Annotated in this window: 7 protein-coding genes; 3 read left to right on the plus strand and 4 right to left on the minus strand. The window is 72.2% G+C overall.

From position 1 onward, the window contains the following. The 4 genes from ACWF62_RS07845 to ACWF62_RS07860 all read right to left on the minus strand — a co-directional run. Positions 1-18,098 (minus strand): non-ribosomal peptide synthase/polyketide synthase (locus ACWF62_RS07845; protein ID WP_452629797.1); only part of this gene is annotated, 18,098 nt, incomplete at its 3' end. Between the two features lie 251 nt (positions 18,099-18,349). Further along, the gene (locus tag ACWF62_RS07850; RefSeq protein WP_378506202.1) at positions 18,350-19,039 is read right to left on the minus strand and encodes a winged helix-turn-helix domain-containing protein; all 690 of its coding nucleotides are present in this window, start codon (positions 19,037-19,039) and stop codon (positions 18,350-18,352) included. Beyond that, positions 19,036-20,325 (minus strand): sensor histidine kinase, encoded by a 1,290-nt coding sequence (locus ACWF62_RS07855; protein WP_452629798.1) that lies wholly within the window; start codon positions 20,323-20,325, stop codon positions 19,036-19,038. Before ACWF62_RS07855 ends, ACWF62_RS07850 begins: the two co-directional genes overlap by 4 nt. A 157-nt stretch (positions 20,326-20,482) precedes the next feature. After that, positions 20,483-21,229 (minus strand): phosphoglyceromutase, encoded by a 747-nt coding sequence (locus ACWF62_RS07860; RefSeq protein ID WP_378506200.1) that lies wholly within the window; start codon positions 21,227-21,229, stop codon positions 20,483-20,485. Positions 21,230-21,392: 163 nt separating this feature from the next. Between ACWF62_RS07860 and ACWF62_RS07865 the strand changes: the two genes are divergently transcribed. The 3 genes from ACWF62_RS07865 to ACWF62_RS07875 all read left to right on the plus strand — a co-directional run bounded on the left by ACWF62_RS07865 (position 21,393) and on the right by ACWF62_RS07875 (position 24,945). After that, positions 21,393-23,186 carry a hydroxysqualene dehydroxylase gene (locus ACWF62_RS07865; protein WP_452629799.1) on the plus strand — a complete coding sequence of 598 codons (1,794 nt, stop codon included), beginning with the start codon at positions 21,393-21,395 and terminating at the stop codon, positions 23,184-23,186. Positions 23,187-23,209: 23 nt separating this feature from the next. After that, the gene (locus ACWF62_RS07870) at positions 23,210-24,247 is read left to right on the plus strand and encodes a DNA polymerase IV (protein WP_452629800.1); all 1,038 of its coding nucleotides are present in this window, start codon (positions 23,210-23,212) and stop codon (positions 24,245-24,247) included. 95 nt (positions 24,248-24,342) lie between these two features. Continuing rightward, positions 24,343-24,945: a transglutaminase-like domain-containing protein gene (locus tag ACWF62_RS07875; protein WP_378506196.1), complete on the plus strand. Its 603-nt coding sequence runs from the start codon at positions 24,343-24,345 to the stop codon at positions 24,943-24,945. The last annotated feature ends 5 nt before the right edge of the window (positions 24,946-24,950 follow it).

Here is a 24,950-nt window from a genome sequence, read left to right on the forward strand (position 1 = left end):
GTTCGGGAGAGGAATACCGCGAACGCCGCGTGCAGGACCATGAAGAGGGTGGCCCGGTGCCGGGACGCGAGGTCGGTGAGGGCGCGGTGTTCCGATGCCCCGAGGTGGAACTCGACGGTGGCCGCGGCCTGCGTCATCGTCGCGGGTCGGGGCCGATCGGTGGGCAGTTCGAGCTGGTCGGGTTGCGCGGCGAGGGTGTCGCGCCAGTAGGCGATCTGCCGCGCCATGGTCGACTCGGGATCGTCCTCCGATCCGAGGGCGGCGCGCTGCCAGAGCGCGAAGTCGGCGTACTGCACGGGCAGCGGCTCCCAGCCGGGTTCCTGCCTCGAGGTGCGGGCCGTGTACGCGAGCATCAGGTCGCGGATCATCGGCCGGGTGGAGAACCCGTCGCCGCTGATGTGGTGCAGCGCGAGCGCAAGAACGTGCACCGGCTCCCGGTCGTCGGTGGGCGTGAGCCGGAAGACGGTGCCGCGCACCGGGATCTCCGCGGTGACGTCGAATCCTTCGGTGAGCACCCGAGCCAGGTCGGCGAGGAGCGTCTCCTCGGTGGTCGGCACCGGGTCGAGGACCAGGGCCACCCGCTCGACCGGGAGCACCACCTGGATCGGTCCGTCCTCGGTGTCCGGGTAGACGGTGCGCAGGGCCTCGTGTCGCGCGAGCACGTCCCGCACCGCGGCCTGCAGCGCGTCGACGTCGAGGCTGCCGGTCAGGCGCAGCGCGTACGGAATGTTCTGCGCGGCCGAGGTGACGTCGACCCGGTTGAGGAACCAGATTCGGGATTGGGCCAGCGACAGCGGAATCCGGTCGGGTCGCGGACCCGCCACCAGCGGCGGTCCGGCGGCGCGGTCCGACGCGTCGGCGCGGGCGGCCAGTGCCGCGACCCCGGGGGCCTCGAACACGTCCCGGATCCGGATGGTCGAGCCGAGCGCGGTGTTCACCCGGGCCACCAGCTGGGTGGCCACCAGTGAGTTCCCGCCGAGCACGAAGAAGTCGTCGCTCGCGCCGACCCGATCCACGCCGAGCAGGTCGGCGATGATGCCTGCGACGGCGACCTCGGCGGGCGTCGACGGGGCCAGGTAGTCGGCGACCGCGAGCACCGGCTCGGGCAGCGCCCGGCGGTCCAGCTTGCCGGTGGGGCCGAGCGGCAGGGCCTCGAGCACGGTCAGCGAGGACGGCACCATGTACGACGCGAGGGACGCGGCGACGGCGGATCGCAGCCGCTCGGTGTCGATCCGGGTGCCGGGGTTCGGGACGAGGTAGCCGACGAGCCGCTCCCCGACCGCCGTCGAGGCGACGACCACGACGGCCTGGCCGACCGACGGGTCGGCGAGCAGCGCTGCCTCGACCTCACCGAGCTCGATCCGCTGTCCGCGCAGCTTCACCTGGAAGTCGGTGCGCCCCACATACTCCAGTTCGCCGTTCCGGTTCCACCGCACCAGGTCGCCGGTGCGGTACATCCGTTCGCCCGCCCGGTCGAACGGGTTCGCGACGAACCGGTCCGCGGTCAGGTCTGCCCGGCCCAGGTAGCCGCGGGCCAGCTGGATGCCCGTGAGGTACAGCTCACCCGCGACACCCACCGACACCGGCCGCAGCCGGGTATCGAGCACCCGGACACCGGTATTCCACAGCGGTGCACCGATCGGCACCACCGACGTGTCCGCGTCGTCGACGCGGTGGTACGTCACGTCGACCGCGGCCTCCGCCGGGCCGTACAGGTTGTGCAGCACCGCCCCCGGCAGCGCGCGACGCACCCGCGCCGCGACCTCGGCGGGCAGCGCCTCCCCGCCGGAGAAGATCCGCCGCAGGCCGGTGCAGTCGGCAAGGCCCGCGGTCGGCGCGGCGACGAAGAGCGCCAGCATCGACGGAACGAAGTGCACGGTGGTGACGTTCTCGGCGACGATGAGGTCGACGAGCCGGGCGGGGTCGCGGTGCGCGTCGGGTTCGGCGACCACGACGCGGGCGCCGGACAGCAGCGGCCAGAAGCATTCCCACACCGACACGTCGAATGTCACCGGCGTCTTCTGCAGGACGACGTCGGTGCCGTCGAGTCCGTATTCGCCCTGACGCCACAGCATCTGGTTCACGATCGCCCGATGCGTCACGACGACGCCCTTCGGCCTGCCGGTCGACCCGGACGTGTACACGACATAGGCCGGGTGGTCGGGATGCAGCGGCGCGAGACGATCCGCGTCGGTGACCGGGCCCGCCGGGACGGCGTCGAGGTCGAGGCCGTCGATCGGGAGGGCCGCGACCGCACCGGTCGGGACGTCCACCGGACCCGCGGTCAACACGCACAGCGGCCACACGTCCGCGACGACGAGCGCGTTGCGGTCGGCCGGCTGGTCGGGGTCGACGGCGACATAGGCCGCACCGGCCCGCACCACCGCGTGCACCGCGACGAGGAAGTCGACCGAGCGGCGGATCGCGACCGCGACGACGGTGTCCGGGCCAGCGCCCTCCGCGATCAGCAGCCGCGCCAGCCGGTTGACCCGCGCGTCGAAGTCTGCGTACGACAGGCACCCGTCGGCCGCGGTCACCGCGCGCGCGTCCGGCGTCCGATCCGCCTGCGCGGACACGAGATCCGACAGGGTCCGGTCCGGAACCGGCACCGTGGTCGCGTTCCACTGCTCGGTGGACGCGATCTCGTCGGGGGCACGCAGCTCGACCTCGCCGACCGCGCGGCGCGGGGCCTCGAGGCAGGCGGCGAGCACCCGGACGAACCGATCGGCGAGCGTCGCCACGCTCGCGCGGTCGAACAGGTCGGTGGCAAACACGATGGTGCCGGGCAGCGCGCCCGCGGCGTCGGCGCGCTCGGACACCGTCACCGACAGGTCGAACTTCGCGGTGGCGACCTCCGTGTCGAGGGGGGTCAGCGTGAGACCGGGCAGGTCGACCGGTGCCGCGTCGAAGTTCTCGAACGAGAGCAGCACCTGGAACAGCGGCGTGTACGCGCTCGATCGGGTCGGGGCAAGCACCTCCACCAGCCGCTCGAACGGCAGGTCGGCGTTGGACAGCGCGGCAAGGTCACCGTCCCGCACGCCGCCGAGCACCTCGTCGAAGGAGGCGGCCGGGTCGATTCGGGTGCGGAGCACGAGGGTGTTGACGAACATGCCGACCAGATCGTCGAGGGCACGCTCACCGCGGCCGGCGACCGGGGTGCCGACCGCGACGTCGGCGGCGCCGGACAGCCTGCTCAGCAGGACCGCGAGTGCCGCGTGCACGACCATGAACACCGTGGTGCCGTGGTCGGCCGCGTACCCGCGGAGGCGCTCCACGACGGCGGCCTCAATCGTGAAGCCGATCCGGTCACCGCGCCCCGACCGGACCGCCGGACGCGGCCGGTCGGTGGGGAGTTCGAGCAGGTCGGGAAGTCCGCCGAGGGTGGTGCGCCAGAACTCAATCTGCCGCGCCGCCACCGACCGCGGGTCGTCCTCCGACCCGAGGACGGTCCGCTGCCACAGCGCGAAGTCCGGGTACTGCACCGCAAGCGGCGCCCACCCCGGTGCGGCTCCGTTGCGCCGCGCCCCGTAGGCGATGACGACGTCGCGGGCCAGCGGACCGACCGAGAAGCCGTCGGCCGCGATGTGGTGCACCCCGATCAGCAGCACGTGCTCCCGGTCACCGACCCTCAGCAGCCTGCCGCGCATCGGGATGCCCGCGGTGACGTCGAATCCGCTGCCGAGCACGGCAACCGCCTCCGCGGACACGTCGTCCGGGTGGGTCGGGATGGCGGTCAGGTCGAGGTCGACCTCGTCGACGGGCAGCACCACCTGGTGCGGCCCCGCCCCGGTGTCGGGGAACACGGTGCGCAGCGACTCGTGCCGCTGCAGCACGTCCCGCACCGCCGCCTGCAGGGCGGGGACGTCCAGTTCGCCGGTCAGCCGCAGCGCGAGCGGGATGGTGTAGGCGGCCGAGCCGGGGTCGAACCGGTTGAGGAACCACATCCGGGTCTGGGCCGGGGACAGCGGGATCCGCGCAGGCCGGGCGCCAGCGACCAGTGCGGGCCGGGTGGACGGGTTCCCGGCCGCGGTCGGTGCGGCGGCGACCAGTGCGGCGAGGGCGTGCACGGTCGGCGCGTCGAACAGCGCGCGCACCCCGATGGACGTGCCAGCGGCGGCGTTCAGTCGGGAGACGACCTGGGTCGCGGTCAGCGAGTTGCCGCCGACGGCGAAGAAGTCGTCGTCCGCTCCGACCCGTTCGGCGCCGAGCACCTCCGCGTAGACGGCGGCGACCAGCGCCTCCGTCCCGTCGGCGGGTTCACGGTAGGACGATGCCCCCGAAGCGAATTCGGGTTCGGGCAGGGAGCGTCGGTCGACCTTGCCCGCCGGTGTCGTCGGGATCGTCTCCAGCACGACCAGGGCAGACGGCACCAACGCCCGCGGCAGGCGCCCTGCCGCGGCCTCAAGCACCGCGGTCACGTCGACCGGGGCACCGTCGGCGGGGACGACGTAGCCGACCAGCTGATCGCCGAGGACGGGGTGCCGGTGCACGGTCGCCGCCGCAACGGCGACCGCGGCATGCCGCGACAGCGCCGCCTCAATCTCGCCGAGTTCGACCCGCAGTCCGCGGATCTTCACCTGCGCGTCGGCGCGGCCGACGTACTCGAGCAGACCGAGCGCGTCCAGGCGCACCAGATCACCGGTCCGATACATTCGGGAACCGTTGTCGCCGTATGGGTTCGCGACAAACCGGTCCGCGGTCAGCGCGGCCCGCCGATGGTAGCCGCGCGCCAGTCCGGGGCCCGACAGATACAGCTCACCAACGACACCGACCGGAACGGGTCGCAGCCGGGTGTCGAGGACCGCCGCGGCGACCCCCTGCAGCGGGGCACCGATCGTGATCCGCTCCCCGACCGCCATCGCATCGGTCAGGGTGACGACGATCGTGGTCTCCGTCGGCCCGTACCCGTTGAGGAATCGACGTCCCGGCCCAAACTGTTCGAGCAGCGCGGGCGGGCACACGTCGCCGCCGACGGCAACCATTTCCAGGTCGGGAAGGTTCGTCGGATCGACCGTGCCAAGCGCGGCTGGCGCGGTCAGCACGTGCGTGACCCGCTCGCGGCGCAGCAGATCGGTCAGTTCGCCGCCGCCAATCACCTCCGGTGGCGCGACGACCATCGTTGCGCCAGCGCTGAACGCCTGGATCATCTCGAACAGAGAGGCGTCGAAACTCGACGACGACAGCCGCAGCACCCGCGACCGCGCGGTGGTGGCCATCTCGGGGCGCGCCTGCGCGGTGAACGCGCCGAGCCCGGCATGGGTGACCACGACGCCCTTCGGCACCCCCGTCGAACCCGACGTGTAGATCACGTACGCCGCGTGCTCGAGCAGCAACGGCATGGTCCGGTCGGCATCGGTCACGGCCGCGGACGGGAACCCGTCGGCGGCCCCCAATGTCAGCCACTCGACCCCGCCGGGCAGCGCGGCGGCACCGGCCGGGTCGGTGAGCCCGAGCAGCACACCGGAATCGGCGAGCATGTGCGCGATGCGATCGGCCGGATAGCCGGGGTCGACGGGCACGTACGCGGCGCCGCTCTTCGCGACCGCCCACAGGGCGACGATCGAGTCCACCGACCGCGGCAGCGCCACCGCCACCGCGCGCTCCGGTCCGATGCCCCGCCCGATCAGCAGGCGCGCCAGTCGATTCGACCGTTCGTCGAGTTCCCGGTACGACAGCTCGACGCCCGCGCACGCGACGGCGACACCGCCGACATCGACACCCGCGGTCAGCAGGTCCGGCAGCAGCGCGGCGGGCACCCCCGCCGTCGCGGCGACCGGCAGTCCGGCCCGCTCGTCAGCGGACAGGATCTGCACGTCGCCCACCGGCACCGCGGGGTCCGTCGCCACCGCGTCGAGCAGTCGCACGAATCGCTCGGCGAATCCCAGCACCGACGCCCGGTCGAACAGGTCCGTCGCATAGGTCCACGCCACCGAGGCGCCGCCGGGACGCGCCAGCAGGGTCACCTGCAGGTCGGCCTTCGCGGGCACGATGCCGAGATCGACCGTGTCGATGCGCAGGCCGGGCAGTTCGAGGCTGCTCACGTCCTGGTCCTCGATGGACAGGCCGACCTGGAAGATCGGCGAGTGGGACTGCGACCGCACGGGCCGGAGCACGTCGATGAGCTTCTCGAACGGCAGGTCCGCGTTGTCGAAGGCGGCGAGATCCACCTCACGGACCGCGGCAAGGTGGTCGGTGAAGCTCGCGGCGGGGTCGATGTTGGTCCGCAGCGCGAGAGTGCCGACGAACATGCCTGCGAGATCGGCGAGGTCGCGTTCCGTGCGACCCGCGATCGGTGTGCCCACCACGATGTCGGTGCTCGCGCTCAGCCGGGCCAGCAGCACCGCGAGCGCCGCGTGCAGCACCATGAACCGGGTTGCGTCGTGCCTGCGCGCCAGCGTGTCGAGGCGCCCGAGCAACGCCGGGTCGAGGTCGAGGTCGACGACATCGCCGCGCATCGACGCGACCGCGGGCCGCGGCCGGTCCACCGGCAGTTCCAGCAGTTCGGGTGCACCACGCAGCTGTTCGCGCCAATAGGCGATCTGCCGGGCGGCCCGGCTGCCCGGGTCGTCGTCGGCTCCGAGCAGTGTGTGCTGCCAGAGGCTGAAGTCGGCATACTGCAGCGGCAGCGGCGCCCAGCCCGGTGCGTGTCCGTCGGTGCGGGCGGTGTACGCCAGCATCAGGTCCCTGGCCAGTGGCGCGACCGACGCACCGTCGGCGCTGATGTGGTGGATGACCAGCACAAGAACGTGCTCCCCCGCGCAGCGGAACAGGCTGCCCCGCAAGGGGACCGAGGTGGTGACGTCGAACCCTTGGGACAGTTCGGCGAGGATCGCCGATCGCAGGGCCGCGCCATCGGCCACCTCGACCGGGTCCCGCAGCACCGTCGCCTCGGCTGCGGGCAGAATCCACTGCGTCGGCCCGGCCGCGGAGTCCGGGTACACCGTCCGCAGCACCTCGTGCCGGTCGACGAGGTCCCCCACCGCGGACCGCAGGGCGGGGACGTCGAGGTCACCGGACAGGCGCAGCACCAGCGGAATGTTGTAGGCCACCGACGCCGGGTCGTAGCGGTTGAGAATCCACATCCGGGACTGCGCGGGCGACAGCGGAATCCGGTACGGCCGGGTGCCCCGCGTCAGCGCGGGCCGGTCCGAGACGCCCGCCGAGTCGACCGCGACGGCCAGCGCGGCAACGGTCGCGGCGTCGAACACCGACCGCACCGCCAGCGCGGTGCCGAAGGCCGCGTTGACGTGTGCGACCACCCTGGTGGCGCTGAGCGAGTTGCCGCCGAGGTCGAAGAAGTCGTCCTCGGCGCCGACCCGCGTCGTTCCGAGCACCTCCACGTAGATGTCCGCGATCAGCGATTCCGTCACCGTCCGCGGCGCCACGTACGGGCGCGCCGCGAACACCGGTTCCGGCAGGGCCCGCCGATCCACCTTGCCCGCCGGGGTGCGGGGCATCTTCTCGAGGACGGTGATCGAGGCGGGAACCATGTACCCGGGCAGCGCCGCGGCCAGGTGTGCGGTCAGGTCGGCCGGCGCGACCGCCCGGCCCGCGGCGGGGACGACGTACGAGGCGAGTGACACCGCCCCTCCGGATCCGGTGTGCCCCACGGTGACCGCGAACTCGACGTCGGCGTGGCCGGCGAGCGCGGCATCGATCTCGCCGAGCTCGATCCGGTGTCCCCGGATCTTCACCTGGAAGTCGCCACGGCCGAGGTACTCGAGCTCGCCGGTGGCCCGGTCGCGGCGGGCCAGGTCGCCGGTGCGGTACATCCGGTCCCCGCGGCCGCCGTACGGGTTCGCCACGAACCGGTCCGCGGTCAGGCCGGCCCGGTCCCGGTACCCGCGGGCGAGTCCGGGGCCCGCGACGTAGAGTTCGCCGGTGACACCGGCGGGCACCGGGCGCAGTCGCCCGTCGAGCACCAGCACCCCGGTGTCCCGGATCGGGGTGCCGATCCGCACCGGTGCACCGGCGGTCATCGGTCCGGCGAGGGTCGCCATGATCGTCGACTCGGTCGGCCCGTATGCGTTGAACATCCGGTGCCCTGGCGCCCAGGCCGCGACCAGGGCCGCGTCGCAGGCGTCGCCGCCGACCACCACGACCTCGAGGTCGGGAAGGGCGGCGGGATCGAGCGTGGCCAGCGCGGCCGGGGTCACGAACGCATGGCTCACCCCGGCGCGGCGCATCCGCTCGGCGAGGTCGTCACCCCCGTACACCCCGACCGGCACCACGACGAGGCTGGCGCCCGCGGTGAAGGCCATCAGCAACTCGAGGATCGACGCGTCGAAGCTCGGTGACGCGAAATGCATGGTCCGGCAGCGGGAGTCGATGCCGTAGCGCTCGCTCTGCTCGGCGGCGAAGGCCGCGAGGCCTGCGTGGGTGACCACGACGCCCTTCGGGACGCCGGTCGATCCGGAGGTGTAGATCAGGTACGCGGGGTGCTCCAGGCGCAGCGCCGACCGGCGGTCCGCGTCGGTCACCGGCGCCGCGGACAGGTCCGACGTCGCCGCCACGGTGTCGTCGACACGGACCCAGTCCACCTCGCCCGAGCCAGGCAGGGTGGCCGAGGACGCGAGATCCGTCACGCCGAGCACCGCACCGGAATCGGCGAGCATGTGCGCGATCCGGTCCGTCGGATAGGTCGGGTCCACCGGCACGAATGCCGCACCCGACTTCGCAACCGCCCATACCGCGACGATCGATTCCACCGACCGGGGCAGCGCCACCGCCACCGCCAGCTCCGGGCCTGCGCCCCTGCCGATCAGCAACCGCGCCAACCGGTTCGACCGTGCGTCGAGCTCCGCATACGACAGTTCACCGTCGTCGCTGACGATCGCGGTGCCCCCGCGGGCGAGTCCCGTCCCGGTCGCAAGCAGCTCCGGAAGCGTCGCCTGCGGAACCTGGGGTTCGGCCTCGGCGGTCACGGCCGCGCGCTCGCCAGCATCGAGGATGTCCACGTCGCCGACCGGGACGGCCGCGTCCGTGACCACCGACTCGAGGACCCGCACGTACCGCTCGGCGAACGCCTCCACCGATGCCCGGTCGAACAGGTCCGTCGCGTAGGTCCACGCCACCTCGGCGCCACCGGACCCGGTGGGGGTCACCGCCACCTGCAGGTCGAACTTGGCGATCGCGGCGTCGACCCGCTCGGGCGACACGATCAGGCCGGGCAGGTCGACGCGCGGCGGCGGCGCATCCTCGACCGAGAGCATCACCTGGAACAGCGGATGGTATGCCGACGACCGGGTCGGGGTGAGGACCTCGACCAGCCGCTCGAACGGCAGGTCCGCATGGGCGTAGGCGTCGAGATCCGTTGCGCGCACCCGCTCGAGCAGGTCGAGGAAGGACGCGTCCTGGTCGATCCGGGTGCGCAGCACCAGGGTGCCGACGAACATGCCGACGACGTCGTCGAGTGCCGCGTCGCCACGGCCCCCGACCGGGGTACCGATCGCGACGTCGGCGGTCGCCCCCAGCCGGGCCAGCAGGACGGCCAACGCCGCGTGCAGCACCATGAACGGCGTCGACCGGGTCCGGCGGGCCAGGTCGTGGACGGCACCGAACAGCGCGGAGTCGATCGTCGTCTCGACCGCCGCGCCCCGGTGGGTGGGCTGCGTCGGATGGGGGCGGTCGGTGGGCAGGTCGAGACGCTCCGGGAGCCCCGCCAGCGCCGCGGTCCAGTAGCCGAGCTGGCGGGACGCGACCGAGTCGGCGTCCCGGTCCGATCCGAGGGCGTCGAGCTTCCACAGCGCGTAGTCCGCGTACTGCACCGGTAGCGGGGTCCAGTCCGGCGCCGACCCGCGCATCCGGGAGGTGTACGCCACCATCAGGTCCCGTGCCAGCGGCCGCATGGACCAGCCGTCGGCGCTGATGTGGTGCACCACCATGACCAGGACGTGCTCGGTTGTGGTGAGCCGAAGCAGCGCGGCCCGCAGCGGCACCTCGGTGGTGACGTCAAAGCCGTCGGCGACGAGGCGGATGACCGCGGCGGGCAGGTCGGCCGGATCGACGTCGACCGGCGCCAGGTCCGGTGTCGCGTATCCGACCGGGAGGACGAGCTGTTCCGGCCCGGCCGTCGAGTCCGGGAACACCGTCCGCAGCACCTCGTGCCGTTCGAGGACGTCGAGCATCGCGGCGTGCAGCGAGTCGAGGTCGAGGTCCCCCGACAGGCGCAGGGCCGCCGCGATGTTGTATGCGCCGGACGCGGTGTCGAGCTGGTTGAGCAGCCACATCCGGGACTGCGCTGGCGAGAGCGGCAGCCGGTCGGGGCGCGGGCCTGCGACCGGCGGCAGCGGTGCCAGGGCACCGGGATTCGCCGCCTCGGCCGCGGCGGCGAGCGCGCGCACGGTCGGAGCCTCGAACAGCTCGCGCACCCCGATCGCGGCACCGAGCTCGGCGTTGATCCGGGCCACCGCGCGGGTCGCGGTCAACGAGTTCCCGCCGAGGTCGAAGTAGCTGTCGGTGGCACCGACGTCCGGTACGTCGAGCAGTTCGGCGAACACCCGGGCAATCGCGAGTTCGGCCGCGGTGGCGGGGGCATGGAACTCGGTTGCCGCGCGTTCGGGTTCGGGCAACGCCCGCCGGTCCAGCTTGCCGTTGGCGCTGAGCGGCATCGACTCGAGAATGACGAACGCCGAGGGCACCATGTAGGACGGCAGTTCGGCGGCCGCATGCGCGCCGAGCGCCGCCACGTCGAGCGGTCCCGCGTCCGGTGCCGCCGCTGCGGCGGCGGTCACGTAGCCGACCAGCCGTTCGGATGCGCCCGAGCCGCGGACCGTTGCCGCCGCCTGCGCGACCGCGGGGTGCCGCTGCAACGCGGCTTCGATCTCGCCGAGCTCGATCCGCAGGCCGCGGAGCTTGACCTGGAAGTCGGTGCGCCCCAGGTATTCCAGCTCCAGGTTCTCGCTCCACCGCACCAGGTCACCGGTCCGGTACAGCCGCCGCCCGTGATCGAACGGGTCCGCGACGAACCGGTCCGCCGTCAGGTCCGGGCGGCCGATGTAGCCGCGCGCCAGCTGCACACCGGCGAGGTACAGCTCGCCGGGCACGCCCGCCGGGACCGGTCGAAGTCGGGCGTCGAGCACATACACCCGGGTGTTCCACACCGGTGCACCGATCGGCACCGGGCCCGTGCCCGTGGGATCGGTGGGGTGGTAGGTGACGTCGACGGCGGCCTCGGTGGGGCCGTACAGGTTGTGCAGGTCCGCGCGCAGTCGCTCGTGCCAGCGGGAGACGGTGGTGCGCGGCAACGCCTCACCGCTCGCGAACACCCGGCGCAGCGAGGTGCAGGCGGTGGGGTCGGCGTGGTCGAGGAAGACGTCGAGCATCGACGGCACGAAGTGTGCGGTCGTGACCGAGTGGTCCCGGATCAGTGCGGACAGGTAGTGCGGGTCCCGGTGACCGTCCGCAGCAGCCACCACCAACCGCGCGCCGGCAATGAAGGGCCAGAACAGTTCCCACACCGACACGTCGAAGGTCGCCGGCGTCTTCTGCAGCACCACGTCGCTGCCGTCGATCGGGTAGGTGTCCTGCATCCACAGCAGCCGGTTGACGATGGCGTCGTGGGTGACGGCGACGCCCTTCGGGCGGCCCGTGGACCCGGAGGTGAAGATCGCGTAGGCCGGGTTGCTCCGGCGCAGCGGCGTTCGCCGCCCGGTGACGGGTGCGTCGTCGGTTCCGGTGAGGTCGAGGTCATCGAGGACCACCGCATCGACACCCACCGGAATCGCGGCGGCATCCGCGGCGCCGGTCAGTACCAGGACCGGTGCCGCGGTGTCGAGGACATGCCGGTTCCGTTCCGCCGGATGGTCGGGGTCGAGCGGCACATAGGCGCCGCCCGCCCGGACCACCGCGTGCAGCGCGACGACCTGGTCGATGGAGCGGCGCATCGCGACGCACACCAGCGACTCCGGACCCACGCCGCGCGAGGCGAGGTGGCGGGCCAGCCGATGCACCCGCGCGTCGAACTCCGCATAGGTCAAGGAGATTCCCTCGGCGGTGATCGCGACCGCGGACGGTGTCGCCGCGGCCTGCCGGACGAGCAGGTCCACCAGGGTGACGGCCTCGACGTCGTTGGCGGTCGCGTTCGGCCGGACCAGCGTCGCCGCCCGCTCGGCGTCCGACAGCAGGTCCAGTCGTGCGACCGGGGCGTCCGGGTCGGCGGCCAGCGCGGTAAGGGCCCGGGTCAGTCGCTCGGCCAGTCGATGCACCTCGTCGGCGGAGAACATCTCCGGGGAGTACTCCAGCGTGAGACGCAGTTCCGGCTCGAGCAGGGTGACCAACGCGATCGGATAGTGGGTTGCGTCGGCGACGTCGATCCCGGTGACCCGCAGCCCCGCGATGTCGGTGTTCTCGTCGAGCCCGGCCCGGTCGATCGGGTAGGACTCGAACACGGTGAGGGTGTCGAAGACGGCGCCCGCCCCGACCGCGGCCTGCACCTCGGCCAGCGAGAGGTGGTGCCGGTCGAGCAGCCGCACCTGCTCGTTCTGCACCCGGGTGAGCAGGTCGCTCACCGATTCGACCGGATCGATCCGCACCCGCACCGGGACGGTGTTGATGAACAGGCCGAGCATCTCCTCGACCCCGGCGAGGTCGGCGGGGCGGCCGGACACGGTTGCGCCGAACACCACGTCGTCGCGGGAGGTCGTCCGGGACAGCAGGATTCCCCACGCCACCTGGATCACCGTGTTCACGGTGACACCGCGCTCGCGGGCCAGGTCCGCGAGCGCGGCGGTCAGCTCCGCGGTGATCGGCGCGTCGATGTCCGCGGGCACGGACGCGACCTGCCTGCCTGCCTGGTCCGGCGCGAGCAGGGTCGGCTCCCCCACCCCGTCCAGCGCCCGCACCCACTCGTCGACCGCACCGGCCCGATCCTGCATGTCCAGCCAGGCAAGGTAGCCGCGGTAGGCCTTGGCGGGCACCGTGATCGGCGCATCCGTCGCATACAGCAGCAGCAGATCCTTGACGAACAGCGGCATCGACCACCCGTCGAGGAGAATGTGGTGATTGGTCGCCACCAGGGCTGCGGTGCCGTCGGGCAGCCGGACCAGCAGCCACCGCAGCAGCGCGGGTACCGCCATGTCGAAGCGCCGATCGCGCTCGGCGTCGACGATCCCGGCGAGGTCCGTCTCCGCGGCGTCGAGCTCCCGCCAGTCCACCGTCACCCGATCCTGGATCAGCTGGGCGGGGATGCCGTCACCGTCGTACACGAACGCGGCACGGAGATTGTCGTGCCGGTCCAGCAGTCGCTGCGCGGCACGGCGCAGGCGGGCGGCGTCGACGGTGCCGCCGAGCCGCAGCACGATCTGTGAGGTGTACACGTCAACGGCGTCGGCCGTCAGGCCAGCGTGCAGCAGCAGACCGGACTGCAAGGGCGACAGCGGCCAGATGTCCGTCATCGACGGGTACTCGTTCTCCCACAGGTCGATTCGATCCTGGGTCACGGACACCAGCGGGACGTCGGACGGGGTGAGTCCGCCCGCGGTGCCGCGCCGCACGTGGGTGACCATCGCCAGCAGCGCGGTCCGCCACAGTTCGGCCAGCTCGGCGACCTCCGCCTCGGTCAGCACGCCGGACGGGAAGTCGACGGTCGCCGACAGGCGCTCCCCCGCATCGGGGTCCGCGGTGACGATCGCGTTGATGTCGAGGGCAACCCGGGTCGGCATACCCGACCCGCTGCCCCCATTGAGGTCGGCGCGTTCCGGCTCCGGGATCCAGCCGAGTTCCCGGAGCGCATCGGGGATGTCCGCGGCAGCGACGCGGCCGAGATAGTTGAATGCGATCTGCGGTTCGGCGTACCCGGCGAGCACCGGGCGGGTGTCGGCGCGCAGATGTCGCAGCACCCCGAATCCGGTGCCGTGGCCTGGAACCGCGCGCAGCTGCTCCTTGACCCGCTTCAGCGCGCGGCCGGTGGCGGGTCCACCCGCCAGCGCGTCGTCCAGGTCGATCCCGGTGACATCGAGCCGGGCCGGGTGCGCGGTGGTGAACCAGCCGACGGTCCGCGACAGGTCCGCGCCGGTGATCAGGTCCTCGTCACGGCCGTGTCCCTCCAGGGTGAGCAGCACCGACGGTTCCCCGGTGCCGCGGCGCGCGCGCCACTGCACGACGGCGAGGGTCAGTGCGGTCAGCAGCCCGTCACCGACACCCCCGCGGTAGGCGGCGGGCACCGTGGTCAGCAGGGCCTCGGTCGCGTCGGCGGACAGCGTGAGGTGCACGCGCCCGGCGGTCGCACCGGTGTCGAGCGTCGGGTCGAGCGGGCGGGCGCCGATCCGCGGGTCCGGTCCGTCCAGAATGGCCTGCCAGGCCGCCAGTTCGCCGACGATCACCTCACCGGCGGCCATCTCGGTGAGGCCGTGCGCCCACCGCCGGGCCGACGTGCCGACGGGGTCGAGCGCTGGCTGTTCACCGGAGACGATCTGCCCCCACGCGGCGGCGAGGTCCGGCACCAGGATCCGCCACGAGACGCCGTCGATGACCAGGTGGTTGGCGACAACGAGGAGCCTGCCTGCCGTCGACGCATCGGCCGGGTCGAGCCAGACCACCTGCACCATCACCCCGGCCGCGGCGTCGAGACGCCCTGCGGCGGACGCGCACCGGGCGGACAGCTCCGCATCGAAGGCGTCGGTCCCCGGCGCCGAGTCCGTCACCACCCGCTCGATCAGGTCCGCGGCGGCGACCGTTCCCGCGGGCCGCACCACCAGCGCGGGGACGGCGTCGCGGACCAGAACGGATCGGAGCGCGTCGTGGTGATCGAGCACCGATGCCAGGGTCGCCGTGAGGGTTTCGACATCGAGACCTGCGGGGGCGGTGAGCGTCAACGCCTGATAGAAGCGATCGATGTCGCCGCCGCGCTCAAGCGTCTCGGCGGCGATCGGGACCAGCGGCATCGATCCGACTCCGCCGCCCGGCAGTTCGGGCAGCCGCTGCGGGTCGGCGTCGACCGCCAGCGCCACCTCGGCGAGCGCGGCAACCGTCTTGCGCTCGAACACGTCCCGCGGGGTGAACCGAAGACCGGCCGCCTTCGCCCGGGACACCAACTGGATCGCGATGATGCTGTCGCCGCCGAGGGCGAAGAACGAGTCGTCGACGCCGATCCGGTCGAGCCCGAGCACCTCGGCGACCGCGCGCGCGATGGTGGCCTCCGCCGGGGTGGACGGCGCCCGGAACGCGGTGGTGCGCACGCCGGGATCGGGCAGGGCGGCCCGATCCACCTTGCCCGCCGCGGTCAGGGGGATCTCGGTCAGTTCGACGACCGTCGAGGGCACCATGTGGGCGGGCAGGAACTGGCCAGCGAACGCCGTCAGCGCCTCCGCATCAAACGAGTGACCGGCCGCGGTCCGCGCGTAGCTCACCAGGACCGCCGTGTCGCCGCGGCGGTGCGCGACCGTCACCGCGAAGTCGACCCCCGCGTGCGCGGCGAGCACCGCGTCGATCTCGCCGAGCTCGACCCGGAAGCCACGGATCTGGACCTGAAAGTCACTGCGCCCCACGTAGTCCAGGACCGCTGTCGGCTCGCCGTCCGGCCCGATGCGCCAGGTCCAGCGGACGGTGTCCCCGGTCCGGTACAGCCTGCCCCCGACCGCCCCGAACGGGTCGGCAACGAACCGGGATGCGGTGAGCGCGGATCGCCGATGGTAGCCCTGCGCAAGGCCGGGTCCGCCGAGATACAGCTCGCCGACCACGCCGGGCGGCACCGGGCGCAGCCAGCGGTCGAGGACCACCGCGGTGGCGCCGGGGATCGGGGCACCGATCGTGATGTCGCGCGGGTCGCGCAGCGGATCGGTTGTGGTGATGACGATCGTGGTCTCGGTTGGGCCGTAGCTGTTGACGAACCGGCACCGTTCGCCGAACCGGGCGACCAGGTCCGGCGGGCACACGTCACCACCGACGACGACCGCCTCCAACGCGTCCAGCCCCGCCGGATCGACGGTACCCAGCATCGCCGGCGCACAAATGACATGCGACACCCGTTCCGCGCGCATCAGTTCGGTGAGCTCGGCGCCGCCAAGCAGGTCGGCGGGGGCAATCACCAGTGCCGCGCCCGCGCTGAACGCCTGCACCATCTCGAACATCGAGGCGTCGAAGCTGGGGGACGAGAATCGCAGCATCCGCGAGCCCGCCGTTACCCCGAGTTCCGGGCGGGCCGCGGCCGCGAAGGACGCGAGCCCGGCGTGCGTGACGACGACCCCCTTCGGGGCGCCGGTCGATCCGGAGGTGTAGATCATGTACGCCGGATGGGCGGCAGTCAGTCGCGCCGGTCGATCGGCGTCGGTCACCGCCGCCGGCGACAGCGCCGCGCAGCCGCCCTCGACGGCAGCCGTGTCGAGGGCAAGCCACTCGAGGTCACCGGGCAGCCGATCGAGGTGCGACGTGGAGGTGATGCCAAGGGCCGCACCGGAGTCGGTGATCATGTGCGCGATCCGCTCGACCGGATAGCTGGCGTCGACCGGCAGGTAGACCGCACCGGACCTCGCGATCGCCCACAGCGCGACCACCGACTCCGCCGATCGGGGCAGGGCCATCACGACGACGCTGCCCGGCCCGGCGCCCCGCGACAGCAGCAGTCGCGCCAGCCGGTTCGAGCGGGCGTCGAGTTCCCGGTAGCTGATCGTGTCGGGGCCGCGCCGCAGCGCGATCGCGTCCGGGTCAACGGCGGCCCCGGCGGCGAACAGGTCCGGCAACAGCACCGGCTCCGGCGCAGCGCCGCCGACGAACGGCACCAGCGCGGCCCGCTCGGCCGCGTCGAGCACGTCGAGGTCGGCGACCCGGTCGGCGGGGTCCGCGGACAGGAAGCGGTCGAGCAGCCGCAGGAACCGGTCGTGGTGATCGCGCAGTTCGCGGTCGGTGTACCGGTTCGGGTTGGCCTCGAAGTCGATGCGGGTGCTGCGCCCAACCACGCTCGGGTAGATGTTGATTGACAGATCCTCGACCGGACCGGTCGAGAGCACGTTGAACCGTCCGGTCTCGGCGCCGAGGGTGATCTCGGAATGGAAGTTCATGATGTTGATCGCGGGACCGAAGAACCCGCGGTCCCCGCCGGCGCCGAGGCCCTCCGCGAGGTCGCGTCGGATGTCCTCGTGCCGGTACCGCTGGTGCCGCAGGGCACCCGTCATCTCCAGGCCGGCAGCCGAGATCAGGTCACCGACGGTGGTGTCGGGGGTGATCGACATCCGCAGCGGGACGACGTTGGACACCATGCCACCGGACCTGCGCAGCACGGCGGTGGTCCGGGCCGACACCGGCAGGCTCAGCACCACGTCGGTGGCGCCGGTCATGCGCGCGAGGTAGGCGGCCAGCGCGGCGACCGTGATCGCGGTGTCGGCGGACCCGTGCCGGGTCGCCGCCTCCTGGAGCGCCGTCAGGGTCGGGGCGGGCAGTGCCCCGCCCGCCAGTCGCGAGCGGGCGTCGACGGCCCCGGGGCGCGCGGACAGGCTCAGCGGCGACGGCAGGTCCGCCGACCGCGCGAGCCAGTACTCGCGGTCGGTGTGGAACCGGGTCGACTCGCGGTAGCGGTCCTCGGCGTCGGTGACCGCCGTCAGCGCCCCGGCCACCGAGGGCGCCACGTCCCGGCCGAGGACCGCCGCGGTGTACAGCTCCGCCATCCGGGTCATGAACGTGACGGCACCGAACCCGTCGAGCGCGATGTGGTGGATCGCGAAGTACCAGTAGTAGTGCCGGTCCCCCACCTGCAGCACCGCGCCGCGGAGCAGCCGGTCGGTGAGCAGGTCCATCGGGGCGGAGTGGTCCTGCCGCATCCAGGAGACGGCCGCGGCATGCGGGTCGGCCTCGCCCCGCAGATCGCGGTATGGCAGCTCGTCGTCGAGCGTCTCGTCGACGACCTGGAACGGCTCCGCATCGACTTCGACGATCCGCAGCAGGGGGGTGCCGAACTCGCGGGCGACGATCCGGCCGACGTGTCGCATCACCTCGACGTCGAAGTCGCCCTCGATCTCGATGTACTGGGCGATCGTGACCGGGACGTCCGGGACGAGGTGCTGGGCGAACCACATGCCGCGCTGCGCGGCCGAGAGCGGGAACGGCTCAGCGGGGGCGCCGACGACCACCGGGAAGCGGGCAGCAGGGGACTCCGACGGATTCAGCACAAAAACCCCTTCGTACGACGCGCTCCGACGCGGAGCTGTTGCGCGTTGACGAAGCGGAGCTGTTCCGGGCCATCGGCCGCTCCGAGCAGGAACGATCCGATGATCCGGGGAAATCCTTGAGCGCCGACAATACAACGCGCACCCGCATCATGTTCACGAATCGAAACCGCTTCGCGCTGGTCTTCGTGATCGTGGCGTGCTATGACCCGGCGCTGCCCGTTTCGACCGGTTTCGCGGCGGTCCTGGCGAACTCAGCTCTCGAGCTTGTACCCGAGCCCCCGCACGGTGACCAGGTGCTCCGGCTTGGCCGGGTTCTCCTCGATCTTCGACCGCAACCGCTTGACGTGCACGTCGAGGGTCTTGGTGTCGCCGACGTAGTCGGCGCCCCACACCCGGTCGATCAGCTGGCCGCGGGTCAGGACCCGCCCCGAGTTGCGCAGCAGGTACTCGAGCAGGTCGAACTCCTTGAGCGGCAAGGTCACCGGAACACCGCCCACCTGCACCGTGTGCCGTTCGACATCCATCCGGATCGGTCCCGCCTCGAGCACCCCGTCGTCGACCCCCGATTCGGCCTCGGTGTCGGCGCCGCGGCGCAGCACCGCACGGATCCGGGCGATCAGCTCCCGAGCCGAGTACGGCTTGGTGACATAGTCGTCCGCGCCGAGTTCGAGCCCGACCACCTTGTCGATCTCGCTGTCCCGCGCGGTGACCATGATGACCGGGACCCCGGACCGGGCCCGCAGCTGCTTGCACACGTCGGTGCCGCTCATGCCGGGCAGCATCAGGTCGAGCAGCACGATGTCCGCGCCGGAGCGGTCGAACTCCGCGAGCGCCGACGGTCCGTCGCCGACGACCGTCGCCTCGAACCCCTCCCGACGGAGCAGGAAGGCGAGCGGATCGGCCAGCGATTCCTCGTCCTCCACGATCAGCACGTTCGTCACCGGTTGGCCTCCATACTGGATGTGCCCTGACGGGCGGGGTTCGGTGCGCCCGGATGGGCGCGGTCTGAGTGAGTGGTCGGCACCGGGGTTCCAGGTGTGCCGGTGGGGGGCCCGAGCGAGTCGGGCGCCGGTGGGTCGTCGGGGGAATCGAGCTCCTCGGCGTGCGCGGGCACGATCAGGGTGAAGGTGGACCCGGTGCCGGGTTTGCTCCACAGGGTGATCGATCCGTTGTGGTTCGCGGCGACGTGTTTGGCGATCGCCAGGCCGAGCCCGGTGCCCCCGGTGGACCGGGATCGGGCCTTGTCCACGCGGAAGAACCGCTCGAATACCCGCTCCTGGTCCTCCTTCGCGATCCCGATGCCGCGGTCGGTGACGGCGATCGCCACGTCACCGCCCCGCAGCGCGCGGCTCACCGACACCGACGACCCCTGCGGCGAGTACGCGATCGCGTTCTCCACCAGGTTCGACAGCGCGGTCACCAGGAGGGTTCGGTCGCCGAGCACCTCGAGGCCGCTCGGGCGGTCGGCGGCGACGGTGATGCCCGCGGTCTCGGCCGTCAGCGCGCTGCGCCGGATCGCCTCGTCGATCACCTCGTCCACCGCGACCGGCTCGAGGTCGGGCAGCTTCTCGGCGCCCTGCAACCGGGACAGCGCGATCAGTTCACCGACCATGTTGCCCAGCCGCCGCGACTCGAGGAGCACCCGCTCCCCGAAGTGCCGCACCGATTCCGGGTCGTCGGCCGATTCCAGGAGGGCCTCGGCCAGCAACCCCATCGCCCCGACCGGGGTCTTCAGTTCGTGGCTGACGTTGGCGACGAAGTCGCGGCGGGTGGCCTCCATCCGCGCGACCTCCGAGTCGTCGTCGGCGAACAGGACGACGAACCGGCGGTCCTGTTCGCTGAGCAGTTGCGCGAGACCCCGCACGGCGATGTGGCCGCGGCCACGGGCCGGGTTCTTGACGCCGAGATCCACCTCGACGGGTTCACCGGTGTCGAGGACCCGGTTGGCGGCCGCCCAGGCGCGCGGCTCGACGGTCCGGTTGTGCACCAGGCCGAGCTCCTCGGCGCGCGGGTTGAACAGGACGACGTCGTGGAATCGGTCGACGACGGCGATGCCGCTCTGGCTGGCGAGCACGATCAGGTCGAGGACCTGGGACATCGTCAGGCCCGCCCGCTCGGCCTCCCGCCTGCTGAAGCGCGCCCGCAGTCGCGGGACGAGCACCCCGCCGACCAGATATCCGGCCACCGCGGCGGCGGCGACCAGGGCGACGACCTGAACAACAGTCACGAGTGAATCGTACGGCCGCGAAAAGGTCGGGCGGCGCCGGGTGGCGGCATTTCACTGCACGTCACGGGCCCGAGAGCCGGTGTTTTCCGGCTGTTCACCTGGCGTTCGACCCGGGCCCGCGGGCAACACGCGGGCCCGGGTCGCGTCACGGTGATGACTACTTCGCGCCCTGGTTGGCGACGGCGGCGGCGCCCGCCGCGGCGGCCTCCGGGTCGAGGTAGGTGCCACCCGGGTTGAGCGGCTTCAGGTTCTCGTCGAGGTCGTAGCGCAGCGGGATCCCGGTCGGGATGTTCAGCGCGGCGATGTCCTCGTCGGAGATGCCGTCGAGGTGCTTGACCAGCGCGCGCAGCGAGTTTCCGTGCGCCGCGACCAGCACGTTCTTGCCGGCGAGCAGCTCACGGGAGATGGTGTCCTCCCAGTACGGGATCAGCCGCTTGACGACGTCGAGGAGGCATTCGGTCAGCGGCGCCTGCTCGAGGTGCGCGTACCGGGGGTCGGCGTCCTGGCTGTACTCGCTGCCCGCGTCGATCGGCGGCGGCGGGGTGTCGTAGCTGCGACGCCACAGCATGAACTGCTCGTCGCCGTACTCGGCCTTGGTCTGCGCCTTGTTCTTGCCCTGCAGCGCGCCGTAGTGCCGCTCGTTCAGGCGCCAGTCCCGCACCACGGGGATCCAGTGCCGGTCGGCGGCGTCGAGGGCGATGTTCGCGGTGCTGATCGCGCGGCGCAGCAGCGAGGTGTAGAGGACGTCGGGCAGCAGGTCGTGCTCCCGGAGGAGCTGGCCGGCGCGCTTGCCCTCGGCGATGCCCTTGTCCGTGAGCGGGACGTCCACCCACCCGGTGAACAGGTTCATCGCGTTCCATTCGCTCTCGCCGTGGCGGAGCAGCACAAGGGTTCCGGTACTCATGTGCCCATCCTGGCATGTGGACCGCGGGTGGTGAGCAGGCCACCGCGTCGCTCCGATCACGCCGTCGGCGGGTCGCGCCCCCGAACCGTCCCGGCTGTGAGATACCTGACATGTGGCAACAGCCGTTGTCACAATCTCGCAGTGTCCCAACCGGGGGTGTGGCATGCGCGAACGGCAGGTAGGCACACGAAGCAATCGGGGCGTCACGCGGCGGGCGGTGCTGGCCGGGGTGGCGGGGGCCGGGGTCCTGGCCACCACCCGGGCGACGACGGCCCGGTCCGCCCCACCACCGCGCCCCGCCGGGCGGACGGTCGCGGTATTCGGCGGCGGCATGGCCGGCCTGACCGCCGCCCACGAGCTCGCCGAGCGCGGCTTCGACGTCACGGTGCACGAGCCGACCGCGCTCGGCGGCAAGGCCCGCAGCATCACCGCACCGGGGACCGGCACCGGCGGTCGCGGCGATCTGCCCGGCGAGCACGGATTCCGCTTCTTTCCCGGCTTCTACCAGCACATTCCGGACACGATGCAACGAATCCCGGTACCCGGCAACGCGAACGGGGTCTTCGACAATCTCGTCGCCGCGGGCGGACTACGGATGTCGATACCCGGTGGACCGGACCTGATGTCGCCGAGCCCCGCCGCACCGGTGCGCCTGGACATGTACGACGCGACGACCCTGCAGGACTCGCTCGGGGCGATGTTCAACCTCGGCACGGCGGTGCCGCCCGCCGAGATGCAGGTCTTCCTCCGGAAGCTGGTGATGTTCCTGACCAGCAGCATCGAACGCAGGGACAGCGAATGGGAGCACGCCACCTGGGCGCAGACGCTCGAAGCGGACGGCAAGTCGGAGGCGTACCAGTCGGTGCTGGTGTCCGCGCTGACCCGGCAACTCGTCGCCGCGCGGCCGGATCGCGCGTCCACCCGGACCATCGGCCGGATCGGGCAGGCGTTCGTCCTCAACGCCGCGGGCCTCGTCCCCGAGTACGGGCACCTCGACCGCCTGCTCAACGGCCCGACCAACGAGGCCTGGATCGACCCGTGGGCGGACCTGCTGCGCGGCATGGGCGTGCGGTTCGAGATGGGATCGCGGGTGGTCGCGCTCGACGTCGACGGCGGCCGGATCACCGGAGCCACGGCGGCCGACGCGGCAGGGAACCGGTCCCGGGTCGAGGCCGACTGGTACGTGCTCGCGGTCCCCGTCGAGCGGGCCGTCGACCTGCTGACCCCGCAACTGCTCGCGGCCGACCCCGCCCTCGCCGGACTGCGGGAACTGGCGGTGGACTGGATGGTCGGCATCCAGTACTTCCTGCGCAGGCCGACCCCGATCGTGGACGGGCACGTCGCCTACCTGGGCTCGCCGTGGGCGCTGACCTCGATCAGCCAGGCGCAGTTCTGGCCGGGCGACTTCGCCGCCCGCTACGGCGACGGCACCGTCCACGACTGCCTGTCCGTCGACATCTCCAACTGGGACGCCCCCGGCATCCTGTTCGGCAAGACCGCCAAGCAGTGCACCCGCGAGGAGATCGCGAAGGAGACGTGGGCACAGCTGCGGCAATGCCTCGACGACGGACCCCGGCCGGTGCTGCGGGACGAGGACCTCGCGCACTGGTTCCTCGACCCCGGCGTCTCGTGGAACTCCGCGCTCGGCGCCAACACCAACGCCACGCCGCTGCTGGTGAACACGGCCGGATCGCTGCGACACCGACCGGAGGCCAGGACCGCGATCGGCAACCTGTTCCTCGCGGGCGACTACGTGCGCACCGACATCGACCTCGCGACGATGGAATCGGCGAACGAGTCGGCGCGGGCCGCCGTCAACGCGCTGCTCGATGCGGCGGGCTCCCCCGCCCCGCCGTGTCGCATGTACCGGCTGCACGAGCCGCCGGAACTGGCCCCGTTGCGCGCCATCGACGCGCAGCGCCACGCCGCAGGCCTGCCGCACCTCCTGCACGCCTGATCGGGGCGGCGCAGACTGAGCCGATGGGCACCTGGGTGCTGCACGTCGACCTCGACCAGTTCGTCGCGGCCGTCGAGGTGCTGCGCCGCCCGGAGCTGCGTGGGCGGCCGGTCGTGGTCGGCGGGCGAGGCGACCCCACCGAACGCGGGGTCGTCTCCACCGCCTCCTACGAGGCGCGCGAGTACGGGGTCGGGTCCGGGATGCCGCTGCGGGTCGCGGCCCGCAAACTGGCCGAGGTGCCGGACGCCGTGTTCCTTCCGGTGGACGCCGACGCATACACGGCGGCGTCGGAGACGGTCATGGCGACGTTGCGCGCGCTCGACGTGGTGGTGCAGGTGCTCGGCTGGGACGAGGCGTTCCTCGGCGCCGAGACCGATGACCCGGAGGCCCTGGCCCGTCGGGTGCAGCACGCCGTGCTCGCGGCGTCGGCGTTGCACTGCTCGGTCGGGATCGGCGACAACACGCTGCGGGCCAAGATCGCGACCGGCTTCGGTAAACCCCGCGGGATGTTCCGGCTGACCGCGGACAACTGGTTCACGGTGATGGGCGACCGGGACACCTCCGCGCTGTGGGGCATCGGCACGAAGACCGCGAAAAAGCTTGCCGCGCTGGGTGTTCACACGGTGCGGGAGCTCGCCGACGCCGACGAGGTTCGGCTCGCCGACGCGCTGGGCCCGACCACCGGACCGTGGCTGGCCCGGCTGGGCCGCGGGCGCGGCTCGACCCGGGTCAGCGACGAGCCGTACATCGCTCGCGGGCACGGCAGGGAGACCACGTTCCAGCACAATCTCGCGGACCGCGCCGACATCGAGGACGCGGTCCGCACCCTGGCCCGGCGGGTGGCGGGCGACGTCCGGGCCGAGGGGCGTCCCGCGACCCGGGTGACGCTCAAGGTGCGCTATGCCCCTTTCGAGACGCACACCAGCTCGCGGGCCCTGCCCGAGCCGACCTTCGACGTTCCGACGATCACCGATGCCGCGCTCGCCCTGACCGAGCGCCTCGATCCGTCCCGCGCGATCCGGCTGCTGGGCATCCGCCTCGACATGACCCCTCCCCGGTGACGGCCGCGAGTTGATTGTTTCCCACCGATTCCGCCCGAATCAGCATCAAAACAAACAGCTCGCGCCGCGGGACGGCGCGAGGCTAGGTTCATCGCGTGGCCACACCGATGAACCCCACCCACGTCCCCGACCCCGCGTCCTTCCTCGCCGGGGACGCGATCGTCGAGATCGACCACCCCGCGGTGCTGGCGCTCGGCGACACCCTCCTGGCGCGGTCCACCGACGAGGTCGACTTCGCGCGCCGGGCGTTCGAATGGGTGCGCGACGAGGTCGCGCACTCGTACGACGCGCAGGATCCCCGCGTCACGCTGCTGGCGTCGGAGGTCCTCGCGCAGCGGGTCGGCCTCTGCTACGCCAAGTCGCACCTGCTCGCGGCGGTGCTGCGCGGCAAGGGCGTCCCGACCGCGCTGTGCTATCAGCGCCTCGCGCACGGCGACGGGCACGTCCTGCACGGTCTCGTCGCGGTGCACCTCGGCGGTGCGTGGCATCGGCAGGATCCGCGGGGGAATCGGGAGGACATCTCCGCCGAATTCTCCGTCGACGGGGAACGACTCGCGTGGACGGTCGACCCGACGCTCGGCGAGATCGACTACCCGACGTTCCACCTCGCGCCGGCCGGGGTCGTGGTCGAGGCCCTGCAGCGGACCACCGACGTGCTGTCGATCTACGACGTCGGGCTGCCGTCCGCACTGGCCTGAATGCC

The organism is Rhodococcus sp. NPDC054953 (genome assembly GCF_053609225.1).

Bases quoted from the DNA above. Each gene is read 5' to 3' on its own strand.
- ACWF62_RS07860 (WP_378506200.1), bottom strand. From the start codon at position 21,229: ATGAGTACCGGAACCCTTGTGCTGCTCCGCCACGGCGAGAGCGAATGG.
- ACWF62_RS07865 (WP_452629799.1), top strand. From the start codon at position 21,393: ATGCGCGAACGGCAGGTAGGCACACGAAGCAATCGGGGCGTCACGCGG.
- ACWF62_RS07870 (WP_452629800.1), top strand. From the start codon at position 23,210: ATGGGCACCTGGGTGCTGCACGTCGACCTCGACCAGTTCGTCGCGGCC.